Below are 20,440 nucleotides of genomic sequence, written 5' to 3'. Positions count from 1 at the left end.
ATGTTCACCTTGACCGATGACGAGCGGGCGATCAGCGACACTGCCCGCGACTTCGCGGCCGAGCATCTCGCGCCGCACGCCGTGGAATGGGATCAGGCCAAGCATTTCCCGGTGGACGTCCTGCGTAAGGCGGCGTCGTTGGGGATGGGTGGGATCTACATCCGCGAGGACGTGGGTGGATCCGAGCTCACTCGTGTCGATGCCGCCCGCATCTTCGAGCAGCTCGCGAAGGGGTGCCCGTCGATCGCCGCCTACATTTCCATCCACAACATGGTCACGTGGATGATCGACAGGTTCGGCACCGACGAGCAGCGCCGCGCGTGGGTGCCGGGGTTGTGTTCGATGGATCAGCTGGGCAGTTACTGCCTGACCGAGCCGGGTGCCGGTTCGGATGCGGCGGCGCTGAGTACCCGGGCGGTCCGCGACGGCGACGACTACGTCCTGAACGGGGTCAAGCAGTTCATCTCCGGTGCCGGCACCTCGGATGTGTACGTGGTGATGGCCCGCACCGGGGAGGGCGGGCCGCGGGGGATTTCGGCGTTCATCGTCCCCAAGGGGTCGCCGGGTCTGTCCTTCGGGCCGAACGAGGTGAAGATGGGCTGGAACGCCCAGCCCACCCGTCAGGTGATCTTCGAGGACGTGCGGGTGCCGGCGGCGAATCTGCTCGGTTCCGAGGGCGGTGGCTTCCGGATCGCGATGGCCGGCCTCAACGGTGGCCGGCTCAACATCGCGGCGTGCTCGGTGGGCGGCGCGCAGACCGCGTTGGAGCGGGCCGTCGCCTACCTGACGGACCGGAAGGCGTTCGGTTCGCCGCTGATCGACTCGCAGGCGCTGCAGTTTCAGCTCGCCGACATGCGCACCGAACTGGAGGCGGCCCGCACCCTGCTGTGGCGGGCGGCGGCCGCGCTCGAGGACGGCGCTCCCGATGTCGTCGAACTGTGTGCGATGGCCAAACGCTTCGCCACCGACACCGGTTTCGAGGTGGCCAACAAGGCGCTGCAACTGCACGGCGGTTACGGCTATCTTGCCGAGTACGGAATCGAGAAGATCGTCCGGGACCTGCGGGTCCATCAGATCCTCGAGGGCAGCAACGAGATCATGCGGGTGGTCATCGCCCGGAGCGTCGTCGGAAATAGTGGAACGGCAGGGTGACCTACGTGAATTCTGAATCTGAGGTAATTGTCGAGAAGCGGGACGGGCTGGGCCGGATCGTGCTCAATCGGCCCAGGGCGATCAACGCCCTCAATCATGCGATGGTGCGGCAGATCGCGGCGGCCTTGGCCGGGTGGTCCGGCGACGACGAGGTGCGTGCGGTGGTGATCACCGGTGCGGGTGAGCGGGGCCTGTGCGCCGGCGGCGACATCGTGTCGATCTACCACGACGCCAAGGACGGGGGCACCGGTTCGCGGGAGTTCTGGCGCGAGGAGTACATCCTCAACGCGGCCATCGCGGGGTACGGCAAGCCGTATGTGGCGATCATGGACGGCATCGTGATGGGCGGTGGGGTCGGGGTGTCGGCGCACGGCAGCGTGCGGATCGTCACCGAGCGGTCGATGATCGGGATGCCCGAGACCGGGATCGGTTTCGTCCCCGATGTCGGGGGCACCTACCTGCTCGCCCGCGCCCCGGGCGAGTTGGGCACCCACATCGCCCTGACCACCGCCCGGCTCAGTGCCGGCGACGCGATCGCGTGCGGGTTCGCCGACCACTTCATCCCGTCGGAGAAGATCGAGCAGTTCCTCGACGCGCTGTCGACCGCGTCGGTTCAGGACGCGCTCGCACAGTTCACCGAACCGGCTCCGGTCTCGGAGTTGCTGGCGCAGCAGGGCTGGATCGACGCCGCGTACTCGGCGAACAGTGTCGCCGACATCGTCGCCCGGCTGCGCGGCAGTGGGGTGCCCGAGGCGGAGAAGGCGGCCGAGCAGGTGCGCTCGAAGTCGCCGACCGCGTGCGCGGTCACCCTGACATCGCTGCGCCGCGCACGGCAGGCCGGCAGCCTCGAGGAAGTGCTCAACGACGAGTTCCGGGTGTCCGTCGCCTGCCTGAGCTCGCCCGACCTCGTCGAGGGCATCCGGGCGCAGGTCGTGGACAAGGACCGCAACCCGCAGTGGTCGCCCGCCACCATCGAGGAGGTCGACCCAGCGCAGGTCGACGCGTTCTTCGCCCCACTCGGCGACCTCGAACTCGGCCTCACCCCACCCACCACCACCGGAGACAACCAGTGACCGACTACGACACCATCCTCCTCGACCGCAAAGGCCGGGTCGGGATCATCACCCTCAACCGCCCGAAAGCACTCAACGCGTTGAACACCCAGCTTCTACGCGAACTCGTCACCGCCGTCGAAGAACTCGACACCGACAGCGACATCGGTGCCATCCTCATCACCGGCTCCGACCGCGCGTTCGCCGCCGGCGCCGACATCAAAGAAATGCAAACCAAGTCGTACATGGACGTCTACCTGGACGACTTCTTCTCCATCGGCGACCGCATCGCCGCCGCACGCAAACCCATCATCGCCGCAGTCGCGGGATACGCCCTCGGCGGCGGCTGCGAGCTGGCAATGATGTGCGACATCCTCCTCGCCGCCGACACCGCCAAGTTCGGTCAGCCCGAGATCAAGCTCGGCGTCATCCCCGGCATCGGCGGCTCACAGCGACTCACCCGCGCCATCGGCAAGGCGAAGGCCATGGAACTGTGCCTGACCGGTCGCACCATGGCCGCCGAGGAGGCTGAACGCGCCGGCCTGGTGTCCCGGATCGTTCCTGCCGCAAACTTGTTCGACGAAGCACTGCAGACCGCCACCACTGTCGCCGAGATGTCACTGCCCGTCGCGATGATGGCGAAGGAAGCGGTCAACCGCTCCTTCGAGACCACCCTCACCGAAGGGATCCGCTTCGAACGGCGGGTATTCCACTCCACCTTCGCCACCGAAGACCAGAAGGAAGGCATGGCCGCGTTCGTGGAAAAGCGGTCACCACTATTCACACACCACTAGTCCCCACAGACGCTGGTGGAGGGTGGGCTGCCCGAGCGGTCGGCCCACCTCTGTGCGCCCAGTCAGTCCACGGTTTCGGGTACCGTGTGCGCGACTATGACACCCTCCCGCACGAGAACGGCAGGTGTGGCCGTAGTTGGAATCTCCGCGAGACGATGAGTAACGAGAATGCCGGCGCGGTCGGGGTCCTGGGCGCGCACATCGTCAAGCGATGTCGGAAGCTGTTCACGTGCCGCCAGATCGAGGACCGTCGCCGGCTCTTCGAGCAGGCAACAGGTCGGGCTCGGAGCGGCGCATTCGTCGCCGACGCGCTGAACTCGCAGAACGAGGTGATCGTCGCGTCGCGGTCCAGCGCTCTCGACGTGGACCTGCGCGACCGACGGTCGATCGACCGCATGTACGACCGAGTCGGCACCGTCGACGCCGTGGTGAGCGTCGCGGGCGTCACCCCGTTGCCGTCGTTCGGCGACACCACCTCGGCCGACTTCCGGCACGGCTTCGACGACAAACTGCTCGGGCAGATCGAACTGGTTCTCCGGGGGCTGCCCTTCGTCGCCGACGTAGCACGTGCCTTCGTCAAATCAGTGCACGGAATTCACACCGGCCAGGTGTACGAACTCGGCTGACGCCAGTCTCACGAGCGACGCTGCGGAACCACGCTTTCGCAGCGTCGCGTCGTCGAGGCGTTACTTCCCCCCGACGATGCCGCTGTCGAGGAGTTTGGCGATGTCGGAGTCGGAGCTGCCGAGGAGGTCCCGGAGCACGCTGCCGGTGTCGTCGCCGACTGCGGAGGCGGGTGCGACGGTGCTGTGGTGGCCGTCGAACGACGCCGGATGCCCGGAGGCGAGGTAGGTGCCGATGCGCGGTTGATCGAGGGGGGCGAACATCGGGTTCTTCTCGAGCTCCCCGGACTTCACGACTTCCTCGAAGGTGCGATAGCGCTCGGCGAGGACGGACGTCTTCGAGAGCGCCTCGGCCACTTCGGTTGCGGTGTGTTCGCGGAACCAGCGGGCGAACAGGGCGGTGAGGACGTCGCGGTGGGTGAAGCGATCGGTGTCGCGCGCGAAGTCGACGTCGAGTGCGGTGGCGAGTGCCTCCACGGCGGCCGTGGTTCCGGTGACGGCGACCAGGTCACGGAAGTGGCGCGGGGTGAGGGCGACGATCATGAACCGTTCGCCGTCGCTGGTGGTGAAATCCGTTCCGTACGTGCCGTAGACGGAGTTTCCGGTCGCCGGCCTGCCGGTGCCGTTGATCTGGACTTCGGTGAGGTAGCCCAGCGTGCCGGCGGTGGCGAGCGCGACGTCCTCGAGCGGCAGGCGGATGTGGGTGCCCTCGCCGGTGGCGTCGCGGTGCCGGACGGCGGCCGCGACGGCCAGCGCGGCATACAGCCCACACACCACGTCCCACGCCGGCAGGACGTGGTTGACGACGCCGGCATTATCGGTGGGACCGGTGATGGAGGGGAAACCGAGCCCCGCGTTGACGGTGTAGTCGACGGCGGGGGAACCGTCGGTGCCACCGAGGACTTCGAGGGTGATGACGTCGGGGCGCAGGGCCTTGAGCGCGTCGTGGGCGAGCCAGTCACGACCACCGGAGTTGGTGACGAGAATTCCGCCACCCGCACCGGGGGCCGCGACCAGTTGCTGGACGAGCTGCTGCCCCTCGGGGCTGCGCATGTCGACGGCCACGGACCGCTTGCCGCGGTTGAGACCGGTCCAGTAGATGCTCTCACCGTCACTCGTGACCGGCCAGCGCTTGTAGCAGGCGGAGCCGCCGATGGGGTCGACCCGGATCACCTCGGCCCCCAGTTGAGACAGCGTCAGCCCGCACAGGGGCGACGCGACGAAGCTGGAGACCTCGACGATCCGAAGTCCGGCAAGGGGAGTGTGGGCAGTCACGAGAGAAGCTCCTTGATGGTGGAGGTCAGGCCATGAGGGCGGTGAAACGCCAGTCGAGGACGGGAACGTCGGACGCTGCGGCGTTGTGCGCGAACACGAGTGAACGCAGATGCAGAACTCCCCCACCGCCCGGCAACGCCTCGGCGCTCTCGATCTCGAGTTCGCTGGTGAGGGTGTCACCCTCGTGGACGGGACCGGTGTGGTCGCAGGACTTCCAGCCCAGGACCGTGACGAGGTTGGGCAGCGCGCGCGTGGCCTGCCCGAGCGCGATGCCGATAGTGTGTCCGCCGTAGACGAGCCGCCCGTCCGCGCCGACCCGTTCGTCGTGATGGGTGGCCGCGATGTTGAGGGTGAGGCGCGCCAGTTCGGGGGCGCTCGAGACCACGTCGCCGCTGCTCCGCAGGACCGACCCGGCGAGGTCGGTCGAGAAGTGCTGTCCGGGAACCTTGTCTCGGTAACGGTCGAGGTCCCAGCCCTCGGGTGCGGCGTAGGACTGCTCGGTCTGCGGACCGATCGCGGACAGGTCGTCGGACTTGCGGACGCGGTCCTCGTCGGGGTTCTCGCTCAGCGGGAGCATGGCGCAGCGGTAGAAGTCGAGGACGGTGCGGCCGTCCTGGTCCGTCGACGTCATGCGGAGTGCCGCCAGCCCGGTGGGTTTGCGTCCGGGCTTCGCCGAATTCTCGCGCAGGCCCACCACTTCGGTGCGGGTGTACAGGGTCTCGCCGAGGTGCGGGAAGTGATGGAAGCGGAGGCCGCGGTAGAACAGGTTGGCCTTCACGTGATGCGTGGCGAGCGTGGACTGTCCGATGGCGACGTCGCAGACGAGGCCGGGATTCGCCACGGCGTCCCCGGATCCGGTGACGGTCCGGGACAGGTGCGCGTCGAGGGGCAGCCGCAGGCGGTCGCCGAGGATGGCCTGATGGGCGGCGGCGAGGCCGCTGGTCAGGGTGACGGCGGGGGCGGTGTCGAACACCTGCCCCACCTCGAGTTCGTCGAAGTACGGTCCACCGACGTAGGTCTGCGTGATCGTCACTGCGCACCTACCTGGGCGAGGACCCGACGTGCGGCCACCGCGACGGCCTCGTCGAGCATCTGCCCGTCGAGTTGCGCGGCCCCGCTGCCCGCGGCCTCGGCGGCGGCGAGTGCGTCGATCACGCGGCGCGCGTCCTCGACTGCGGTGTCGGTGGGGGTGAACGCCGAAGCGGCTGATTCGACCTGGGCGGGGTGGATGACCCATTTCCCGTCGAACCCGAGTGCGCTGGTCCATGCGGCCGAGTGGCGGAAGGCGTCGTCGTCGGCGATACCGAGGAAGGGTCCGTCGATCGCCTGGATGCCTGCGGCGCGGGCGGCGACGAGGACGCCTTCCTGGATCGCGAGCCAGTGCTCGGGGAGAGCGGATCGGGAACGGCCGAGGGCCGCCCCGAGATCGGCGTAGCCGATGATGACGGACTCGAGCCGGGCGACGGACCGGGTGATGTCGCCGATGTTCTGCACCCCGACCGGAGTTTCGACGAGCGCCTGCAACCCGATGTCGGTGCCGGCGAGAGCCTGATCGGCGTGCGCCAGATCCTGCGCCGTCTCCGCCTTGGGGAGCACGATGCTCGTGAGAGCGGCGCCGAGGGAAGCGCACAGGGCGAGGTCGTCCTCGGCCCACGGTGTGGTCAGTGCGTTGATGCGGACCGAGACGGTCCGGGAGCCGTCGGACTCGCGCACGAGACGGCGCACGAGGTCGCGGGCGTCGGCCTTCCTGGCCGGGGCGACGGCGTCCTCGAGGTCGAGGACCACCTCGTCGGCGGTCGACGCGAGCGCCTTGACGGCCTTGCGTTCGTCGGATCCGGGGGCCACCAGAACGGCGCGCCTGCGGGTGAGGTTCTGCACGATGCTTCATTCCTAGGGTCCGGGAGCCCGGTTCGGGCTGGATATGTACGGCCAGCCCGGTAGGGCTGCGCTGCTGATGCTGGCAGCGGCGTAGCCGTCATGTCAAGACCGATCGTTGACTTTAAGCAGACATTGTCGGATTATGGCCGTACAAATGTTGTGCGAGTGCGAGGTGGAGTGATGGGCAAGCTGAACGAGGAAGAGGCGTACCTGGTCGAGACGGTGCGCGCCTTCGTCGACCGCGACGTGAAGCCGACGGTGCAGGCGGTGGAGCACGCCAACGAGTACCCCGAGAAGTGGATCGAGCAGATGAAGCAGATCGGGATCTACGGTCTGGCGGTTCCGGAGGAGTACGGCGGATCACCGGTGTCGATGCCCTGCTACGCGCAGGTGACCCAGGAACTGGCCCGCGGGTGGATGAGCCTGGCCGGGGCGATGGGCGGGCACACCGTCGTGGCGAAACTGCTGTCGCTGTACGGCACCGAGGAGCAGAAGCGGCAGTACCTGCCGAAGATGGCGACCGGTGAGATCCGGGCCACGATGGCGCTGACCGAGCCCGGCGGCGGGTCGGATCTGCAGGCGATGTCCACCAACGCCAAGACCGACGGCGACGATCTGGTGATCACCGGGTCGAAGACGTGGATCTCCAATGCCCGCCGGTCCGGGCTGATCGCGCTGCTGTGCAAGACCGATCCGGCCGCGTCCCCCAAGCACAAGGGCATCTCGATCGTCCTGGTCGAGCATGGTCCCGGTCTGACGGTGTCACGGGATCTGCCCAAGCTCGGCTACAAGGGCGTCGAAACCTGTGAGCTGTCGTTCGACAACTACCGGATCTCGTCGGACGCGATCCTCGGCGGCACCCCGGGCAAGGGGTTCGCGCAGATGATGAAGGGCCTCGAGACCGGCCGCATCCAGGTGGCCTGCCGGGCCCTGGGTGTGGCCACGGCCGCGCTCGAGGACTCCCTCGCCTACGCACAGCAGCGGGAGAGCTTCGGCAAGCCGATCTGGAAGCACCAGTCGATCGGCAACTACCTCGCCGACATGGCGACCAAGCTGACCGCGGCCCGGCAGCTGACCTGGCATGCGGCCGAGCAGTACGACAGCGGTGATCGGTGCGACATGGAGGCCGGGATGGCGAAGCTGTACGCGTCGGAGGTGGCGATGGACATCGCCCTGAACGCGGTGCGCATCCACGGCGGCTACGGCTATTCCACCGAGTACGACGTCGAGCGGTACTTCCGGGACGCCCCGTTGATGATCGTCGGTGAGGGCACCAACGAGATCCAGCGCAACGTCATCGTCTCGCAACTCGTGTCGCGAGGCGGTCTGTAGTCCGGCAACCTGCACGTAGGATCGGTGCGCGATGAACGGTAGGGAAAGAGAACGAGAGACGGAGCCGGCGTACCAGCTGGTGTCGAAGCAGCTCCGTGAACACATAGCCGCGGGCAAGTACCGCGGCGGCCTCAAGCTCCCTACCGAATTCGAGCTCGCGGAACAGCACGGCGTGAGCCGGCAGACCGTACGACGCGCATTCCAGGACCTGGTAGCCGAGGGCATCGTCTACCGGGTCCCGGGCCGCGGGACGTTCGCAGCCGAGTCCGACGGCCGATACCTGCGTCAGCTGGGGTCGATCGAGGATCTGATGAATCTGTCCACCGACACCACCATGGAGGTGGTCTCCCCGCTGCGCCGCCGGGTCGACATCGAGGCCGCGAGCAGGCTCCGCCTCGACACCGACCTCGTCCACACGGTCGTGTTCCGGCGCCGCCACGACGACACCCCGTTCGTGCTGACCACCGTGTACCTTCCCGACGAGATCGCCCGGCTCGTCGTCGACGCACCCGAGATGTCCGAGGGCGCCGTCAGCGCGTACACGATCATCGGCCTGCTGGAGCCGCACCTGCGCAGCCCCATCATCGAGGCGGCCCAATCGATCACGGTGGCGCCCGCCCCCGCGGACGTGGCCCGCGAACTCGGCTGCCCCGAGGGACATTCGATGCTGCGGGTGGACCGTCTCTATTCCGATTCGGAGGGGCGGACCGTCGAGTTGGCGGTCAGCTACTTCCTGCCCGAGCACTACACCTACCGCGTGACCCTGCGACGCGGCGGACGCTGACCGTCCGCGTCCTCGTCGGGATCGGCGTCTGCCGCCGCCGTCCTCGCGCTCGACCGACGTTTCCATGCCCACATCCCGGCACTGCGCCGTTCCGTCCCGAACTCCGCGATGTGTTCGAGGCGAACGAACCGATGCGCAAGCAGACCGGGGACTTCACCGCCGGCACGGGTGAACAGTAGAGACCGACCGGTGCGCATCGAGGTCCGATCGACACCTCGAGCGACCGTCCAGTCCCTCTGCCAGGGGATGACGCCTCGAACTTCACCCCCTCGACCCGATAGTGTGCACGGCGGGGGCAAGCGCACGTCATCACCGAGAATTCGCAGAGGTTTACATTGTCGAGTCCCGAAAACGACGCCGAGCTCGCAGGCCGCGTCCAGCGCCTGCTGCAGTTCCTGCGCGAGATCGTCAGGGCTCGCACGAAGCCGGTTCTCCGCGTCGACCAGCACGAACAGGTTGAATGGCTGCATCAGGACGGCCGGACGATCCAACTCGATTCCGACGCCGCGCAGGGCGATATCGTCCTGCGCGTGCCCCTCATCGGCGTCGAGGATCCGCCGGAACTGCCCACGGTCCTGGCCGGCTGGGTGGACGCTGCGGCCCGCTCCGACAGCTCGCGTTCCGATCTCGAACTGAACGCGTCCGACGCCTACGCCGAGGACTCCGACGAGGAATACGACGTGCGCCGCGCGTACGACGTCCGGCAGGCGTTCGACGCGTACGTGCCGCGCTGGCAGGCGTGGGCGAAGGCAGACCGTGAGCGTCGTCCGCACGCCGATCTGTACCAGTCGCTGCAGCGGATGCTGCAGGAGCTGAACGCCCGACCCGAGTCGATCGAACTCGTCGTCGCGTCCGGTCTGCTGACCCTGGCGGGCGCAGGCCCGGACGGCGTCCAGACCCACCTGGTCACCCAGTCGGCGAGCATCCACCGCGATCCCCGGACCGGCGACCTGCTGGTGCGGCTGATCGCGGGCTCCCAGCCCCGGCTCGAAGACTCCCAGCTGTTCACCGGACTCGACGTCTACGACAGCGCGCACGCGATGCCGCTGCAGAAGCAACTGCAGGACACCACCGTGTCGCCGCTGAGCGACGGCGTTCGCGCCCTGCTCGCGGAGTGGGCGCCGAAGTCGCTGATGACGACTGTCACGATGCGGGACGGCCTCCGGCCACCCGACGCCGACGCCGACGGCACCCTCACGCTGTCGCCCGCCCTGGTCCTGCGCAAGCGCAGTGCCTTCGCGCTGGTCGAGTACTACGAGCAGATGATCTCCCACCTCGAACGCGACGGCGCGACCGTTCCGCTCGGGCTCGCGCAGCTGGTCGAGGCGATCGAACCGGCAGACCGGCTGTCGTGGCTCGAGCGCACCGGCGCCGCCACCTCGTCGACGCTCGCCGAAGACCCGCTCTTCCCGCTCCCGGCCAACGCGGAGCAGTCGCAGATCATCGAGCGGCTCGGCGGGGACAGCGGAGTGGTGGTCGAAGGGCCGCCCGGCACGGGCAAGACCCACACCATCGCCAACCTGGTGTCGGCGCTGCTCGCGCGCGGCCAGCGGGTGCTCGTCACGAGCGAGAAGGCGCAGGCGCTCCGGGTGCTGAGGGACAAGCTCCCGCCCGAGATGCAGGAACTGTGCGTCTCCATCACCGATCTGTCCCGCGGCGGCTCCGACGAGCTCACCCGCAGCGTCGCGACGATCGCCGAGCGGAAGTCGTCGTTCAACCCGCACAGCGAGGGCCAGAAGATCGCCGATCTCCGCGCCCAGCGGGACGAGGCCGTGCAGAAGCGGGCCGTCGTGCTCGAGCAGGTGAAGGCGCTGCGCGAGTCCGAGACCTACCTCCACGACGCTGTCGCGGACGGCTACGAGGGCACCGCCGCCACCATCGTCCGCAAGGTCATGGGTCTGCAGGACGCCTTCGAGTGGCTTCCCGGTCCGCTGCTGAGCGAACAGCCGCCCCTCACTGGCACCGAGGTCGAGACGCTGCGCCGGCTGTCGGTGACCGCATCCCCCGAACGGGCGCAGCGGTCCCGTCAGACGCTTCCCGCGCTCGACTCGCTGTTGCCCAACCGGGCCGAACTCGAACGGCTCTGCTCGCGGGCCTCGACCAGCGTCCCCATCGACACCCCGCAGTCGGCTCATCTGCTCGAGGTCCTCGGGGGCGTCGACCCCGAGACGGCGTACACGGTTCGCCGGCATTGCAAGGAATTGCAGGCGCGGGCACACGACGTCCTCGACCTCGACGGCCAGTTCCAGGGCCTCGCCGACACCGTCCTCTCCGGCCGGGCGACGCACCTGTGGGGTCGTCTCGATGCCCTGCCCGCGATCGTCGAGGCGGCCGCGGCCGCCGACCGCTACATCGGTGCGCACGACGTCCAGTGCGCCGTCATGACCCGACCGGCCCTGCAGGCGATCGGTGCGCTCGCCGTCGCGATGGAATCCGGCGCCGTCGAGTGGAAGACGCGCTTCCGTCGCAGCGACGAGCAGAAGGCCGTCGAAGAACTCGGCCTCGACGCCACCGTCGACGGTGTACCCGCCACGACCGCCGCCACCGTGCGGCTCGTGACCGAGCACCTGCGCGCCCACGACGCCGCGCAGACCGCCGCCACCCTGCTGGCGGACCTTCGGATTCCGGTGGACATGAACGGTTCCCGTGCCGTCCAGGTCGACAGCCTCAACATGATCGTCGGCCGGGTGGCCCGGGTGCGCACCCTCCTCGTCGCGCGCGACGCGCTGGCCCGCGAACTGTTCGCGCTGTCCCCGAACGCGCCGCGGATCCGCACTCTTGCGGACGCCGTCGCGGTGGCCGGGGCCGCAGAAGCGATCACCACGCGCGCCGACGTGGACAGTGCCCGTGCGGAACTCGACGCCATCGTCTCGGCAGTCTCCACCGAGGTCGACGCGGGACCGTCGCCGGAAGGCACCGCCCTGGTGGCGGCACTCGATCAGGCCGACAACGAGGCCCTGTCGGATGCCCTCTCCCGGTACGCGATCGCCCGCGTCGAGCAGCAGGATCAGCGGCTGTTCGACGAACTGTCCGACAAACTCTCACCCGTCGCCCCGGCGCTGTACGAACTGGTGCGCAGGACGGCGGCGCTCACCGAGTGGGACGAGATGAGCTGGCAGATGTCGGAGGCCTGGGCGTGGCGCCGTGCCCGCCAATGGGTCACCGAGCAGCACCGTGCCGGTCGTGAGCAGGACCTGGAAGCCGAACTCAACGCCGTCGACGCGGATCTCGCGCACCTGACGGCGCGGCTCGCGGCGGCCACCGCCTGGCGCGACTGCCTCGAACACCTGACGGCAGATCAGGTGCGGGCGCTGCAGACGTACCGCGAGCACATCTCCAGCATCGGCGCCGGCGCCGGGAAGTACGCCGAGAAGTACCGCAGCGCAGCACGATCCGCGATGGGCGAGGCGCAGGGCGCGGTGCCCGCGTGGGTGATGCCGCTGCAGCAGGTGCTCGCGTCGATCCCGCCCGTGCCGGGCAGCTTCGACGTCGTCATCGTCGACGAGGCGAGCCAGGCCGACATCACCAACCTGTTCCTGCTGTGGCTGGCGCCGCGGGTGATCGTCGTCGGCGACGACAAGCAGTGCGCACCCGCCGACATCCCCACCACCGGCACCCTCGACGACGTGTTCACGCGGCTCGACGCCTACCTGCCGGACCTTCCGGAGTACGTCCAGGCCACGCTCACGCCGCGATCGAGCCTGTTCTCGATCCTGCGCACCAGCTTCGGTCAGGTGGTCCGGCTCCGCGAGCACTTCCGCTCGATGCCCGAGATCATCAACTGGTCGAGCACCCAATTCTACGGCGAACTGCCGCTGGTCCCGGTGCGGCAGTTCGGCGCGGACCGGCTTCCGCCGCTGAAACATACGTACGTATCCGAGGCCACCGTGTCAGGCAAGGACGCGACACTCACCAACCACGTCGAGGCCGCCGCCCTCGTCGACCAGCTCATCGAATGCCTCGTCGACCCCCGCTACGACGGCAAGACGTTCGGAATCGTCGTGTTGCAGGGGCAGTCCCAGGTCGACGCCATCCGGACCGAACTCGTCAAACGCATCGGCATCGAACAGTGGGAACAGCGGCGACTGCGGGTCGGGACGCCGCCCGACTTCCAGGGCGACGAACGAAGCGTCGTCTTCCTGTCGATGGTCGTGGGACCCGAGCAGAACTTCGCACCGCTGACAGCGAACCAGTACAAGCGGCGGTTCAACGTCGCGGCGTCACGGGCGCAGGACCAGCTGTGGCTGTTCCACTCCGTGACCGTCGACGAACTGAAGCGGGCCGACCTGCGGAACTCCCTGCTCAGCTACATGATGTCGACGTCGCCGGCGCCGGCCGACCCCATGCCGCAGGACGTCGACCGCGACGTCCGGATCCCGCCGTTCGACAATCTGCTCGAGCAGCGGGTGTTCAACGACATCGCCGAACGCGGCTACCACGTCAATTCGCAAGTCGAGGTGAACAATCGGCGCATCGACCTCGTCGTCACCGGCGGCACCATGAGACTCGCCGTCGAATGCGACGGCGACGCGTTCTCGACCACCCCGGAACAGCGGATCGCGGACCTCGAACGCGAGCAGGAACTCAAACGGTGCGGCTGGACGTTCTGGCGCGTCCGCGAGTCGGAGTACTACCTCGACCCGAAGGCTGCCCTGTCGAGTCTGTGGGAGACTCTGGACAACCTGGGCATCGCCCCGCACGCGGTGGATCACGCGATCGCCATCGAGGCGGCCGCCGCCGAGCGGGCAGCGCGCGACGCCGCCGCGTCCGAGCGCGGAAAGCACGCGGCCCCCATAGGCGCTTCGCGCCCGTGAGTACTTATTAACGTCCCGCGGTTAACAAGTACTCACAGGTGCGGAGCGCATGAGAATCCAGGAGTTCGCCGTCTCCGACGAGAAGTCGGGGCCGTACGCGATCACGGCCGGGCCCGACCAGGCCTTGTGGGTGACGCTCGTCCACGCCGGTCGGATCGCGCGCCTCACCGTCGACGGCGAAGTCGCGACGTATCCGCTCGACACCGCGGAGTGCGGGCCCACCATCATCACGCCGGGCCCGGACGGCGCCTTGTGGTTCACACGATTCCGCGACCACCGGATCGGGCGGATGACGTCGAACGGAGCGATCGATTCCTTCCCGATCCCGACCCCGGACAGCGGTCCGTTCGGGATCGTCGCCGGCCCGGACGGTGCCCTGTGGTTCACCGAGACGAATGCCGACCGGATCGGGCGGATCACCACTGACGGGCAGATCACCGAGTTTCCTCTGCCCACGGACGGTGGGTTCCCTTCGGCGATCACGCTGGGTCCGGACGACGCACTGTGGTTCACCCTCAACCAGGCGAACGCGATCGGCCGTATCGATCTCGACGGCAATGTCGCGGTGCATTCTCTGCCCACGCCCGCCGCCGGGCCGGTGGGGATCACCCGCGGGACCGACGACGCGCTGTGGTTCGTCGAGATCGGCGCCGGGCAGATCGGCCGGATCTCCGTCCACGGCCGGATCGACGAGTTCGCACTCCTGGACCGCTCGGCCCGACCTCACGCCGTCGTCGCCGACCCCGACGGCGGTTGCTGGTTCACCGAATGGGGCGCAAACCGCATCGGACACATCGGGCCGGACGGCGACATCACCGAATACGACCTGCCGACACCGTCTTCGGAGCCGCACGGGATCGCCGTGGGACCGGACGGTGCAGTCTGAGTCGCGCTGGAGATCGGACTTGTCGCGTGCCTGCGGCCCGTGAGTACTTATTAACGTCCCGTGGTTAACAAGTACTCACAGGTGCGGAGCGCACATGCTCACGGGCGCGGCTGCGCACGACTGTCGCCGCGGAACTCGGCGATGACGTCTTCGCCGCGCCGGACGGTGACGTCGTAGATGCCGTTGCGCCCGAAGCGGGCCCGTTCCACGGCCTCGGCGACGAGGGTGTCGCCGAGGCGGGTGGCAGTCAGGAACCGGATGTCGGCGCGGGCGGCGACGGCGGGAGAGTCGTACCCGTTGCACGCCATCGCGAATGCGGTGTCGGCGAGGGTGAACACGAACCCGCCGTGGGTGATGCCGTGGCCGTTGACCATGGTCTCACCCACGACCATCGACGCGACCGCGTGACCGGGGCTGAGCTCGAGGATCTCGATGCCGAGCGCCTGGGACGCGTTGTCGGCCTCGAACATCTTCCGCGCGATACCGCATTCCGCGGACGCGTCGACAGTCATGGTTCTCCTACTGGTTGTAGACGGATTCTTCTTCTTGGACGTACATGGTGACGCCGCCGGTGGCGAAGTTGCGGACGTCCTTGCCCGCCTGCTTCATCTCCTCGGACTGCAATCCGGACTTCATGGTGTCGGCGTCGGGGAAGACGAGGCTCGCGACCGCGTAGTACGGCGGCTTACTGCCGTCGAGCGCGCTGCATTTTCCCCAGGTGAAGTCGGTCAGGCCGGGGATCTTGCGGGCCAGCGGCATGTGGGTGTCGCGGTAGTAGGCGTCGAACGCCTCGGGGTCATCGGGCTGGCCGTAACAGACGGCGACCTTGAAGCTCATGCGTTTTCTCCTTTGGCGACGAGGGTGAGTACGTCGTACGTTGCGACGGGATCGCCGTCTTGGTTGACGACGACTGCATCCCAACGGACTTCACCGTAGTCGGCGCTGCTGCGCGGGGTGATGAGCTTTGCGGTGAGCGTGACGGTGAGGCTGTCGTCGGCCTTGACGGGGGTGAGGAACCGGAGGTTGTCGACGCCGAAGTTGGCGAGGACGGGACCGGGATTCGGTTCGACGAAGAGGCCGGCGGCGAGGGAGACGACGAGGTATCCGTGGGCGACGATGCCACCGAACAGCGGGTTCGCGGCCGCGGCCTCGGGGTCGGTGTGGGCGTAGAACGTGTCGCCGGTGAACTCGGCGAAGTGGTCGATGTCGGCGAGGGTGACCTGGCGGGGGCCGCCGACGATGGTGTCACCGATCCGCAACTGTGCGAGGTTCTTCCGGAACGGGTGGATGCCGTCGTCGTTGCGCTGCGAACCGGTGACCCACTTGTTTCCGACCGCGGTCAGGATGTCGGGGGTGGCCTGGACCGCGGTGCGCTGCATGTGGTGCAGGATGCCGCGGATGCCGCCGAGTTCCTCACCGCCGCCTGCGCGTCCGGGGCCGCCGTGCACGAGGACGGGCAGGGGTGAGCCGTGGCCGGTGGATTCCTTGGCGTCGTCGCGGTTGAGGACGAGGACGCGGCCGTGGAACGGGGCGAGGCCCAGCACGATGTCGCGCGCGAGTGCGGAATCGCGGGTGACGAGGGAGGCGACGAGGCTGCCCTTGCCGCGGGCGGCGAGTTCGATGACCTCGCCGGTGCTGTCGTATCCGATGACGGTGCTGACGGGACCGAAGGCCTCGATGTCGTGGGGTTCGGTGGCGTCCTTGTCGTCGGAGCGCAGGAGGATCGGCGGCAGGAACGCGCCCGTCGCCTTGTCGGCGCCGACGACGTCGAAGTTCTCCGGGTCGCCGACCACGATCTGCGCCGACTTGGTCAGTCCGCGGAGCGATTTCAGGACCTCGTCGCGCTGTTCCAGGCTGGCGAGCGCACCCATCGTGACGCCTTCGGCGTCGGGGGCGCCGACCACGACGCGCGACAGCCGGGCCTCGGCGGCGGCGATGACGTCGTCCATCAGTGCGGTCGGCACGAAGGCGCGCCGGATGGCGGTGCACTTCTGGCCGGCCTTCACTGTCATCTCGGTGACGAGTTGCTTGACGTAGAGGTCGAATTCCTCGCTGCCCGGTTCGACGTCGGAGCCGAGGATCGACGCGTTGAGCGAATCGGCCTCGGCGTTGAAGTGGACGCCGTCACCGACGACGTTCGGGTGCGCCCGCAGGGTGGCCGCGGTGTCGGCGGATCCGGTGAACGCCACGGAGTCCTGCCCGCCGAGGTGGTCGAGCAGCCCGCGGGCGCTCCCCGACAGCAGCTGGACCGAACCCTCGGGCAGCAGCCCGGACTCGATGATGCGACGGAACACGAGCTCGGTGAGATAGGCCGACTGGCTCGCGGGCTTGACGATGGACGGGACGCCGGCGATGAACGCGGGGGCGAGCTTCTCGAGGAAGCCCCACACCGGGAAGTTGAACGCGTTGATCTGGACGGCCACGCCGCGGCGCGAGGTGTAGACGTGCTGGCCGAGGAAGGTGCCCTTCTTGCCCAGCTGCTCGAACGCGCCGTCGAGGTAGACGGTGTCGTTGGGCAGTTCCCGCCTGGCCTTGCTGGCGTAGCTGAGGAGGGTGCCGAAGCCGCCGTCGATGTCGACGCCGGAGTCGCGCTTGGTGGCGCCGGTCGAGGTGGAGAGGGCGTAGAACTCCTCCTTGCCCGCCATGAGGGTGAGGGCGAGCGCCTTGAGGGCGGCGGCACGCTCGTGGAAGGTCAGTTTCGCGAGCGCCGGTCCGCCCACCTCGCGGGCGTAGGTCACCATCTCGCCGAGGTCGAGTCCGGTCGCGGAGATGCGCGCCACCTCGGAGCCGTCGACCGCGCTCAGCAGCGGGGTTCCCTCGTCCGGCGCGGTGTACCAGCGTCCGGCGGCGTAGCTTTCCAGTAACTTGCTCACGACAACTCCATTTCACCGTACGTTCGGTCGGTTAACAGAATCGTCGCTTCCGCCGCTGGTTGTCAAGGGAGCATCGGAACTTTTCGTGCGCTACCTCCCCTTGCGTACCGACCGAAGATTCGGTTATTAATAGACGGCACCCCCGTGAAGGAGAAGACTGTGGCCGAAGTGTTTCTGGTGGACGGAGCCCGTACCCCGCAGGGTCGATACGGCGGAGCGCTCGCAGGAATGCGCCCCGACGACCTTGCCGGTCTCGTCGTGGCCGAGGCCGCCCGCCGGGCCGGAATCCCGGGCGACGCCGTCGACGAGGTGATCCTCGGGGCCGCCAACCAGGCCGGTGAGGACAACCGGGACGTCGCCCGGATGGCCGTGCTGCTCGCGGGCCTGCCCGACAGCGTTCCCGGCTACACGGTGAACCGCCTGTGTGCGAGCGGTCTGACCGCCGTCGCGTCCGCCGCGCACACCATCCGCAGCGGCGAGGCCGACATCGTGATCGCCGGCGGCGTCGAATCGATGACCCGCGCACCCTGGGTGATGGCCAAGCCCGGCACCCCGTGGGCACGTCCGGGGGAGGTGGCCGACACCTCGCTCGGCTGGCGCTTCACGAACCCGCGGTTCACCGCGGCAGACCGTGACGTTCCGGCCGGGGCCGGACCGGACGTCCGCAAAGTGACGCTGTCGATGGGCGAGACGGCGGAGGAGGTCGCCGCGCTCGAGGGCATCACCCGCGCCGAGAGCGACGCCTTCGCGCTGCGCAGCCAGGAGCGGGCGATCGCGGCGGTGGACGCCGGCCGGTTCGCCCGTGAGATCGTGCCCGTGCCGGTGCGCGACGGTGAACTGACCGCCGACGAAACCCCCAGGCGGGGAACCACTCTGGAGAAGCTGGGTTCGCTGAAACCGGTGTTCCGCACCGGCGGCATCGTGACCGCCGGCTCGTCGTCGTCCCTCTCGGACGGCGCCGCGGCCCTGGTCGTCGCGAGCGAGGCGGCGGTGGAGAAGTACGGTCTGACCGTCCGCGGCCGCATCGTCACCAGCGCCAGCGCGGGCATCGCCCCCAACGTCATGGGTCTGGGCCCGGTCCCGGCCACCCGCAAGGCCCTCGCCCGCGCCAACTGGTCGATCTCCGACCTCGGCGCCGCCGAACTCAACGAGGCCTTCGCGGCGCAGTCGCTCGGAGTGATCCGGCAGCTGAAGCTGGACGAGTCGATCGTCAACGCGGACGGCGGCGCCATCGCACTCGGCCACCCGCTGGGCTGCTCGGGTGCGCGGATCCTGCTGACGCTGCTCGGCCGGATGGAACGCGAAGGCGCCCGCCGCGGGCTGGCCACGCTGTGCGTGGGCGTCGGCCAGGGCGTCGCGATGCTGATCGAGGCGCCGTGAACACACTGAAGATCGAGGACCGCGACGACCGCATGGTGGTCACGCTGCACCGTCCCGCGCAGCGCAACGCGATCAACGCGGAGATGATCGGCGAACTGCACCAGGTGTGCGCCGCGCTGGAAGCGACGCCGAAGCCGATGTTGCTGACCGGCGAGGGCGACCACTTCGCCGGTGGCGCCGACATCGCCGAACTGCGTGAACGCGGCCGCGACGAGGCGTTCGCCGGCATCAACCGCAACTTGTTCGACCGCATCGCGAAGCTGCCGCTGCCCACCGTCGCCGCGGTGAGCGGGTACGCGCTCGGCGGCGGCGCCGAACTGTCCTACGCGTGCGACATCCGCATCGCCACCGAGACCGCGGTCTTCGGGAACCCCGAGCCGGGGCTGGGGATCATGGCCGCGGCCGGGGCCAGTTACCGGTTGCCCGAGTTGGTCGGCACGTCCGTCGCCAAGCAGGTCCTGCTCGGCGGCCGGAACCTCGACGCGCAGGACGCGTTGCGCAGCGGACTCGTGATGAGTGTCGTCGCCCCCGGCGAGCACATCGATGCAGCGCACAAGGTCATCGACCGCATCACGCGGTCGGCGCCGCTGGCGCTCAAGCTCACGAAGATGATCGTCGACGCGCCGGGCTCGCACCCGTTCGCCGACGACATCGCGCAGGCGGTGCTGTTCGAGAGCCGCGACAAACACGACCGCATGACTGCGTTTCTGGAGAAAAGAAAATGACGAGCACAGCACCGAAGAACGTCGGAGTGGTCGGTGGCGGCCGGATGGGTGCGGGTATCGCGCAGGTCTTCGCCACCCTCGGCTCCACCGTCACCGTCACCATCGCCGAGAGCGGCGACCGGCAGGCGGCGCTGAAGCGGGTGTCCGACGGACTGGACCGCGCGCACGAACGCGGCAAGCTCGGCGACGTCGATCCCGCGACGATCCTCGGACGGGTGTCCACGGTGGCCGCCCCCGATGCGCTCCCGCCGGCCCTGGATCTGGTGGTCGAGGCGGTACCCGAACTGGTCGACCTCAAGCTGGGTGTCCTTGCGCTCGTCGAGAAGACGGTGTCGCCCACGACGGTGATCGCCAGCAACACCAGTTCGATCTCCATCGCCGAACTCGGCAGTGCCCTCAGCGACCCGGCCCGGCTGATCGGCATGCACTTCTTCAATCCGGTTCCGGCGTCGACGCTCGTCGAGATCGTCCGCGCCCCCGCCACCGACGCCGGTGTCGTCGACAAGGTCCGGGAGTGGGTGGCCCACCTCGGCAAGACCGAGGTGCTGGTCAATGATTCCCCGGGCTTCGCGACCAGCCGTCTCGGCGTGTGCCTCGGGCTCGAGGCGATCCGGATGCTCGAGGAAGGCGTCGCCGACGCCGAGTCCATCGACCGGGCCATGGAACTGGGCTATCGCCACCCGATGGGACCGCTGCGGTCCACCGATCTGGTCGGACTGGACGTCCGGCTCGCGATCGCCGAGCACCTCGCGAAGACACTCGGCGACCGGTTCGCGCCGCCCGCGCTGCTGCGCGAGAAGGTCGCCAAAGGCGAACTCGGCCGCAAGAGCGGCCAGGGGTTCTTCACCTGGTCCTGACGGGCCACCCACACC

The 20,440-nt window shown here is 68.6% G+C and carries 17 protein-coding genes; 11 read left to right on the top strand and 6 right to left on the bottom strand.

Annotated elements, in window-relative coordinates:
* The 4 genes from ACNJ7E_RS39605 to ACNJ7E_RS39590 all read left to right on the top strand — a co-directional run bounded on the left by ACNJ7E_RS39605 (position 1) and on the right by ACNJ7E_RS39590 (position 3,624).
* Positions 1 to 1,152, top strand: coding sequence for an isobutyryl-CoA dehydrogenase (locus ACNJ7E_RS39605; RefSeq protein ID WP_280781155.1), 1,152 nt, complete (start codon positions 1 to 3; stop codon positions 1,150 to 1,152).
* Between the two features lie 5 nt (positions 1,153 to 1,157).
* Complete coding sequence (locus tag ACNJ7E_RS39600; protein WP_418342390.1) at positions 1,158 to 2,225, top strand: enoyl-CoA hydratase/isomerase family protein; 1,068 nt, start codon at positions 1,158 to 1,160, stop codon at positions 2,223 to 2,225.
* On the top strand, positions 2,222 to 2,998 hold the full coding sequence (locus tag ACNJ7E_RS39595) for an enoyl-CoA hydratase (RefSeq protein WP_280781157.1): 777 nt from the start codon (positions 2,222 to 2,224) through the stop codon (positions 2,996 to 2,998). The genes ACNJ7E_RS39600 and ACNJ7E_RS39595 overlap by 4 nt, the downstream gene beginning before the upstream one ends.
* Before the next feature lie 155 nt (positions 2,999 to 3,153).
* Positions 3,154 to 3,624, top strand: coding sequence for a Rossmann-fold NAD(P)-binding domain-containing protein (locus ACNJ7E_RS39590; protein WP_418342389.1), 471 nt, complete (start codon positions 3,154 to 3,156; stop codon positions 3,622 to 3,624).
* Between the two features lie 60 nt (positions 3,625 to 3,684).
* Here ACNJ7E_RS39590 and ACNJ7E_RS39585 read toward each other — a convergent pair whose 3' ends face one another.
* From ACNJ7E_RS39585 to ACNJ7E_RS39575, 3 genes are read right to left on the bottom strand one after another with little or no spacing between them, the layout of a single operon-like run.
* Positions 3,685 to 4,896 (bottom strand): CoA transferase, encoded by a 1,212-nt coding sequence (locus tag ACNJ7E_RS39585; protein WP_418342388.1) that lies wholly within the window; start codon positions 4,894 to 4,896, stop codon positions 3,685 to 3,687.
* Positions 4,897 to 4,921: 25 nt separating this feature from the next.
* Positions 4,922 to 5,929 (bottom strand): MaoC family dehydratase, encoded by a 1,008-nt coding sequence (locus ACNJ7E_RS39580; RefSeq protein WP_418342387.1) that lies wholly within the window; start codon positions 5,927 to 5,929, stop codon positions 4,922 to 4,924.
* Positions 5,926 to 6,774: an HpcH/HpaI aldolase/citrate lyase family protein gene (locus tag ACNJ7E_RS39575; protein ID WP_418342386.1), complete on the bottom strand. Its 849-nt coding sequence runs from the start codon at positions 6,772 to 6,774 to the stop codon at positions 5,926 to 5,928. Before ACNJ7E_RS39575 ends, ACNJ7E_RS39580 begins: the two co-directional genes overlap by 4 nt.
* A gap of 180 nt (positions 6,775 to 6,954) precedes the next feature.
* Here ACNJ7E_RS39575 and ACNJ7E_RS39570 point away from each other — a divergent pair, with 180 nt between their 5' ends.
* The 4 genes from ACNJ7E_RS39570 to ACNJ7E_RS39555 all read left to right on the top strand — a co-directional run bounded on the left by ACNJ7E_RS39570 (position 6,955) and on the right by ACNJ7E_RS39555 (position 14,590).
* On the top strand, positions 6,955 to 8,106 hold the full coding sequence (locus ACNJ7E_RS39570; protein ID WP_418342385.1) for an acyl-CoA dehydrogenase family protein: 1,152 nt from the start codon (positions 6,955 to 6,957) through the stop codon (positions 8,104 to 8,106).
* Between the two features lie 31 nt (positions 8,107 to 8,137).
* Positions 8,138 to 8,890, top strand: a complete 753-nt coding sequence (locus ACNJ7E_RS39565; protein ID WP_005250759.1) for a GntR family transcriptional regulator — start codon at positions 8,138 to 8,140, stop codon at positions 8,888 to 8,890.
* Between the two features lie 335 nt (positions 8,891 to 9,225).
* Positions 9,226 to 13,704: an AAA domain-containing protein gene (locus tag ACNJ7E_RS39560; protein ID WP_418342384.1), complete on the top strand. Its 4,479-nt coding sequence runs from the start codon at positions 9,226 to 9,228 to the stop codon at positions 13,702 to 13,704.
* A 49-nt stretch (positions 13,705 to 13,753) separates the two neighbouring features.
* Positions 13,754 to 14,590 (top strand): Vgb family protein, encoded by an 837-nt coding sequence (locus tag ACNJ7E_RS39555; RefSeq protein ID WP_418342383.1) that lies wholly within the window; start codon positions 13,754 to 13,756, stop codon positions 14,588 to 14,590.
* A 98-nt stretch (positions 14,591 to 14,688) separates the two neighbouring features.
* On the opposite strand, the gene paaI is transcribed toward ACNJ7E_RS39555, so the two are convergent.
* From paaI to paaZ, 3 genes are read right to left on the bottom strand one after another with little or no spacing between them, the layout of a single operon-like run.
* Positions 14,689 to 15,102 carry a hydroxyphenylacetyl-CoA thioesterase PaaI gene (gene paaI, locus ACNJ7E_RS39550; protein WP_418342382.1) on the bottom strand — a complete coding sequence of 138 codons (414 nt, stop codon included), beginning with the start codon at positions 15,100 to 15,102 and terminating at the stop codon, positions 14,689 to 14,691.
* Between the two features lie 7 nt (positions 15,103 to 15,109).
* Complete coding sequence (locus ACNJ7E_RS39545) at positions 15,110 to 15,427, bottom strand: EthD family reductase (RefSeq protein ID WP_418342381.1); 318 nt, start codon at positions 15,425 to 15,427, stop codon at positions 15,110 to 15,112.
* Positions 15,424 to 17,463, bottom strand: coding sequence for a phenylacetic acid degradation bifunctional protein PaaZ (gene paaZ, locus ACNJ7E_RS39540; protein ID WP_418342380.1), 2,040 nt, complete (start codon positions 17,461 to 17,463; stop codon positions 15,424 to 15,426). Before paaZ ends, ACNJ7E_RS39545 begins: the two co-directional genes overlap by 4 nt.
* Before the next feature lie 159 nt (positions 17,464 to 17,622).
* Here paaZ and ACNJ7E_RS39535 point away from each other — a divergent pair, with 159 nt between their 5' ends.
* Genes ACNJ7E_RS39535 through ACNJ7E_RS39525 form a run of 3 tightly spaced genes read left to right on the top strand, consistent with a single transcriptional unit; the run spans position 17,623 to position 20,425 of the window.
* Positions 17,623 to 18,843 (top strand): thiolase family protein, encoded by a 1,221-nt coding sequence (locus ACNJ7E_RS39535; protein ID WP_418342379.1) that lies wholly within the window; start codon positions 17,623 to 17,625, stop codon positions 18,841 to 18,843.
* Entirely contained in the window at positions 18,840 to 19,568 is a 729-nt protein-coding gene (locus ACNJ7E_RS39530; protein ID WP_418342378.1) for an enoyl-CoA hydratase/isomerase family protein, read from the top strand. Before ACNJ7E_RS39535 ends, ACNJ7E_RS39530 begins: the two co-directional genes overlap by 4 nt.
* Positions 19,565 to 20,425: a 3-hydroxyacyl-CoA dehydrogenase family protein gene (locus ACNJ7E_RS39525; RefSeq protein ID WP_418342377.1), complete on the top strand. Its 861-nt coding sequence runs from the start codon at positions 19,565 to 19,567 to the stop codon at positions 20,423 to 20,425. Before ACNJ7E_RS39530 ends, ACNJ7E_RS39525 begins: the two co-directional genes overlap by 4 nt.
* Positions 20,426 to 20,440: the final 15 nt, after the last annotated feature.

It is taken from the genome of Rhodococcus mengyinensis (assembly GCF_048381435.1).
Lineage (GTDB): Bacteria > Actinomycetota > Actinomycetes > Mycobacteriales > Mycobacteriaceae > Rhodococcus_F > Rhodococcus_F opacus_D.
Note: the sequence above shows the minus strand (reverse complement) of the source record. Positions and strands in the feature narration are given on the sequence as shown.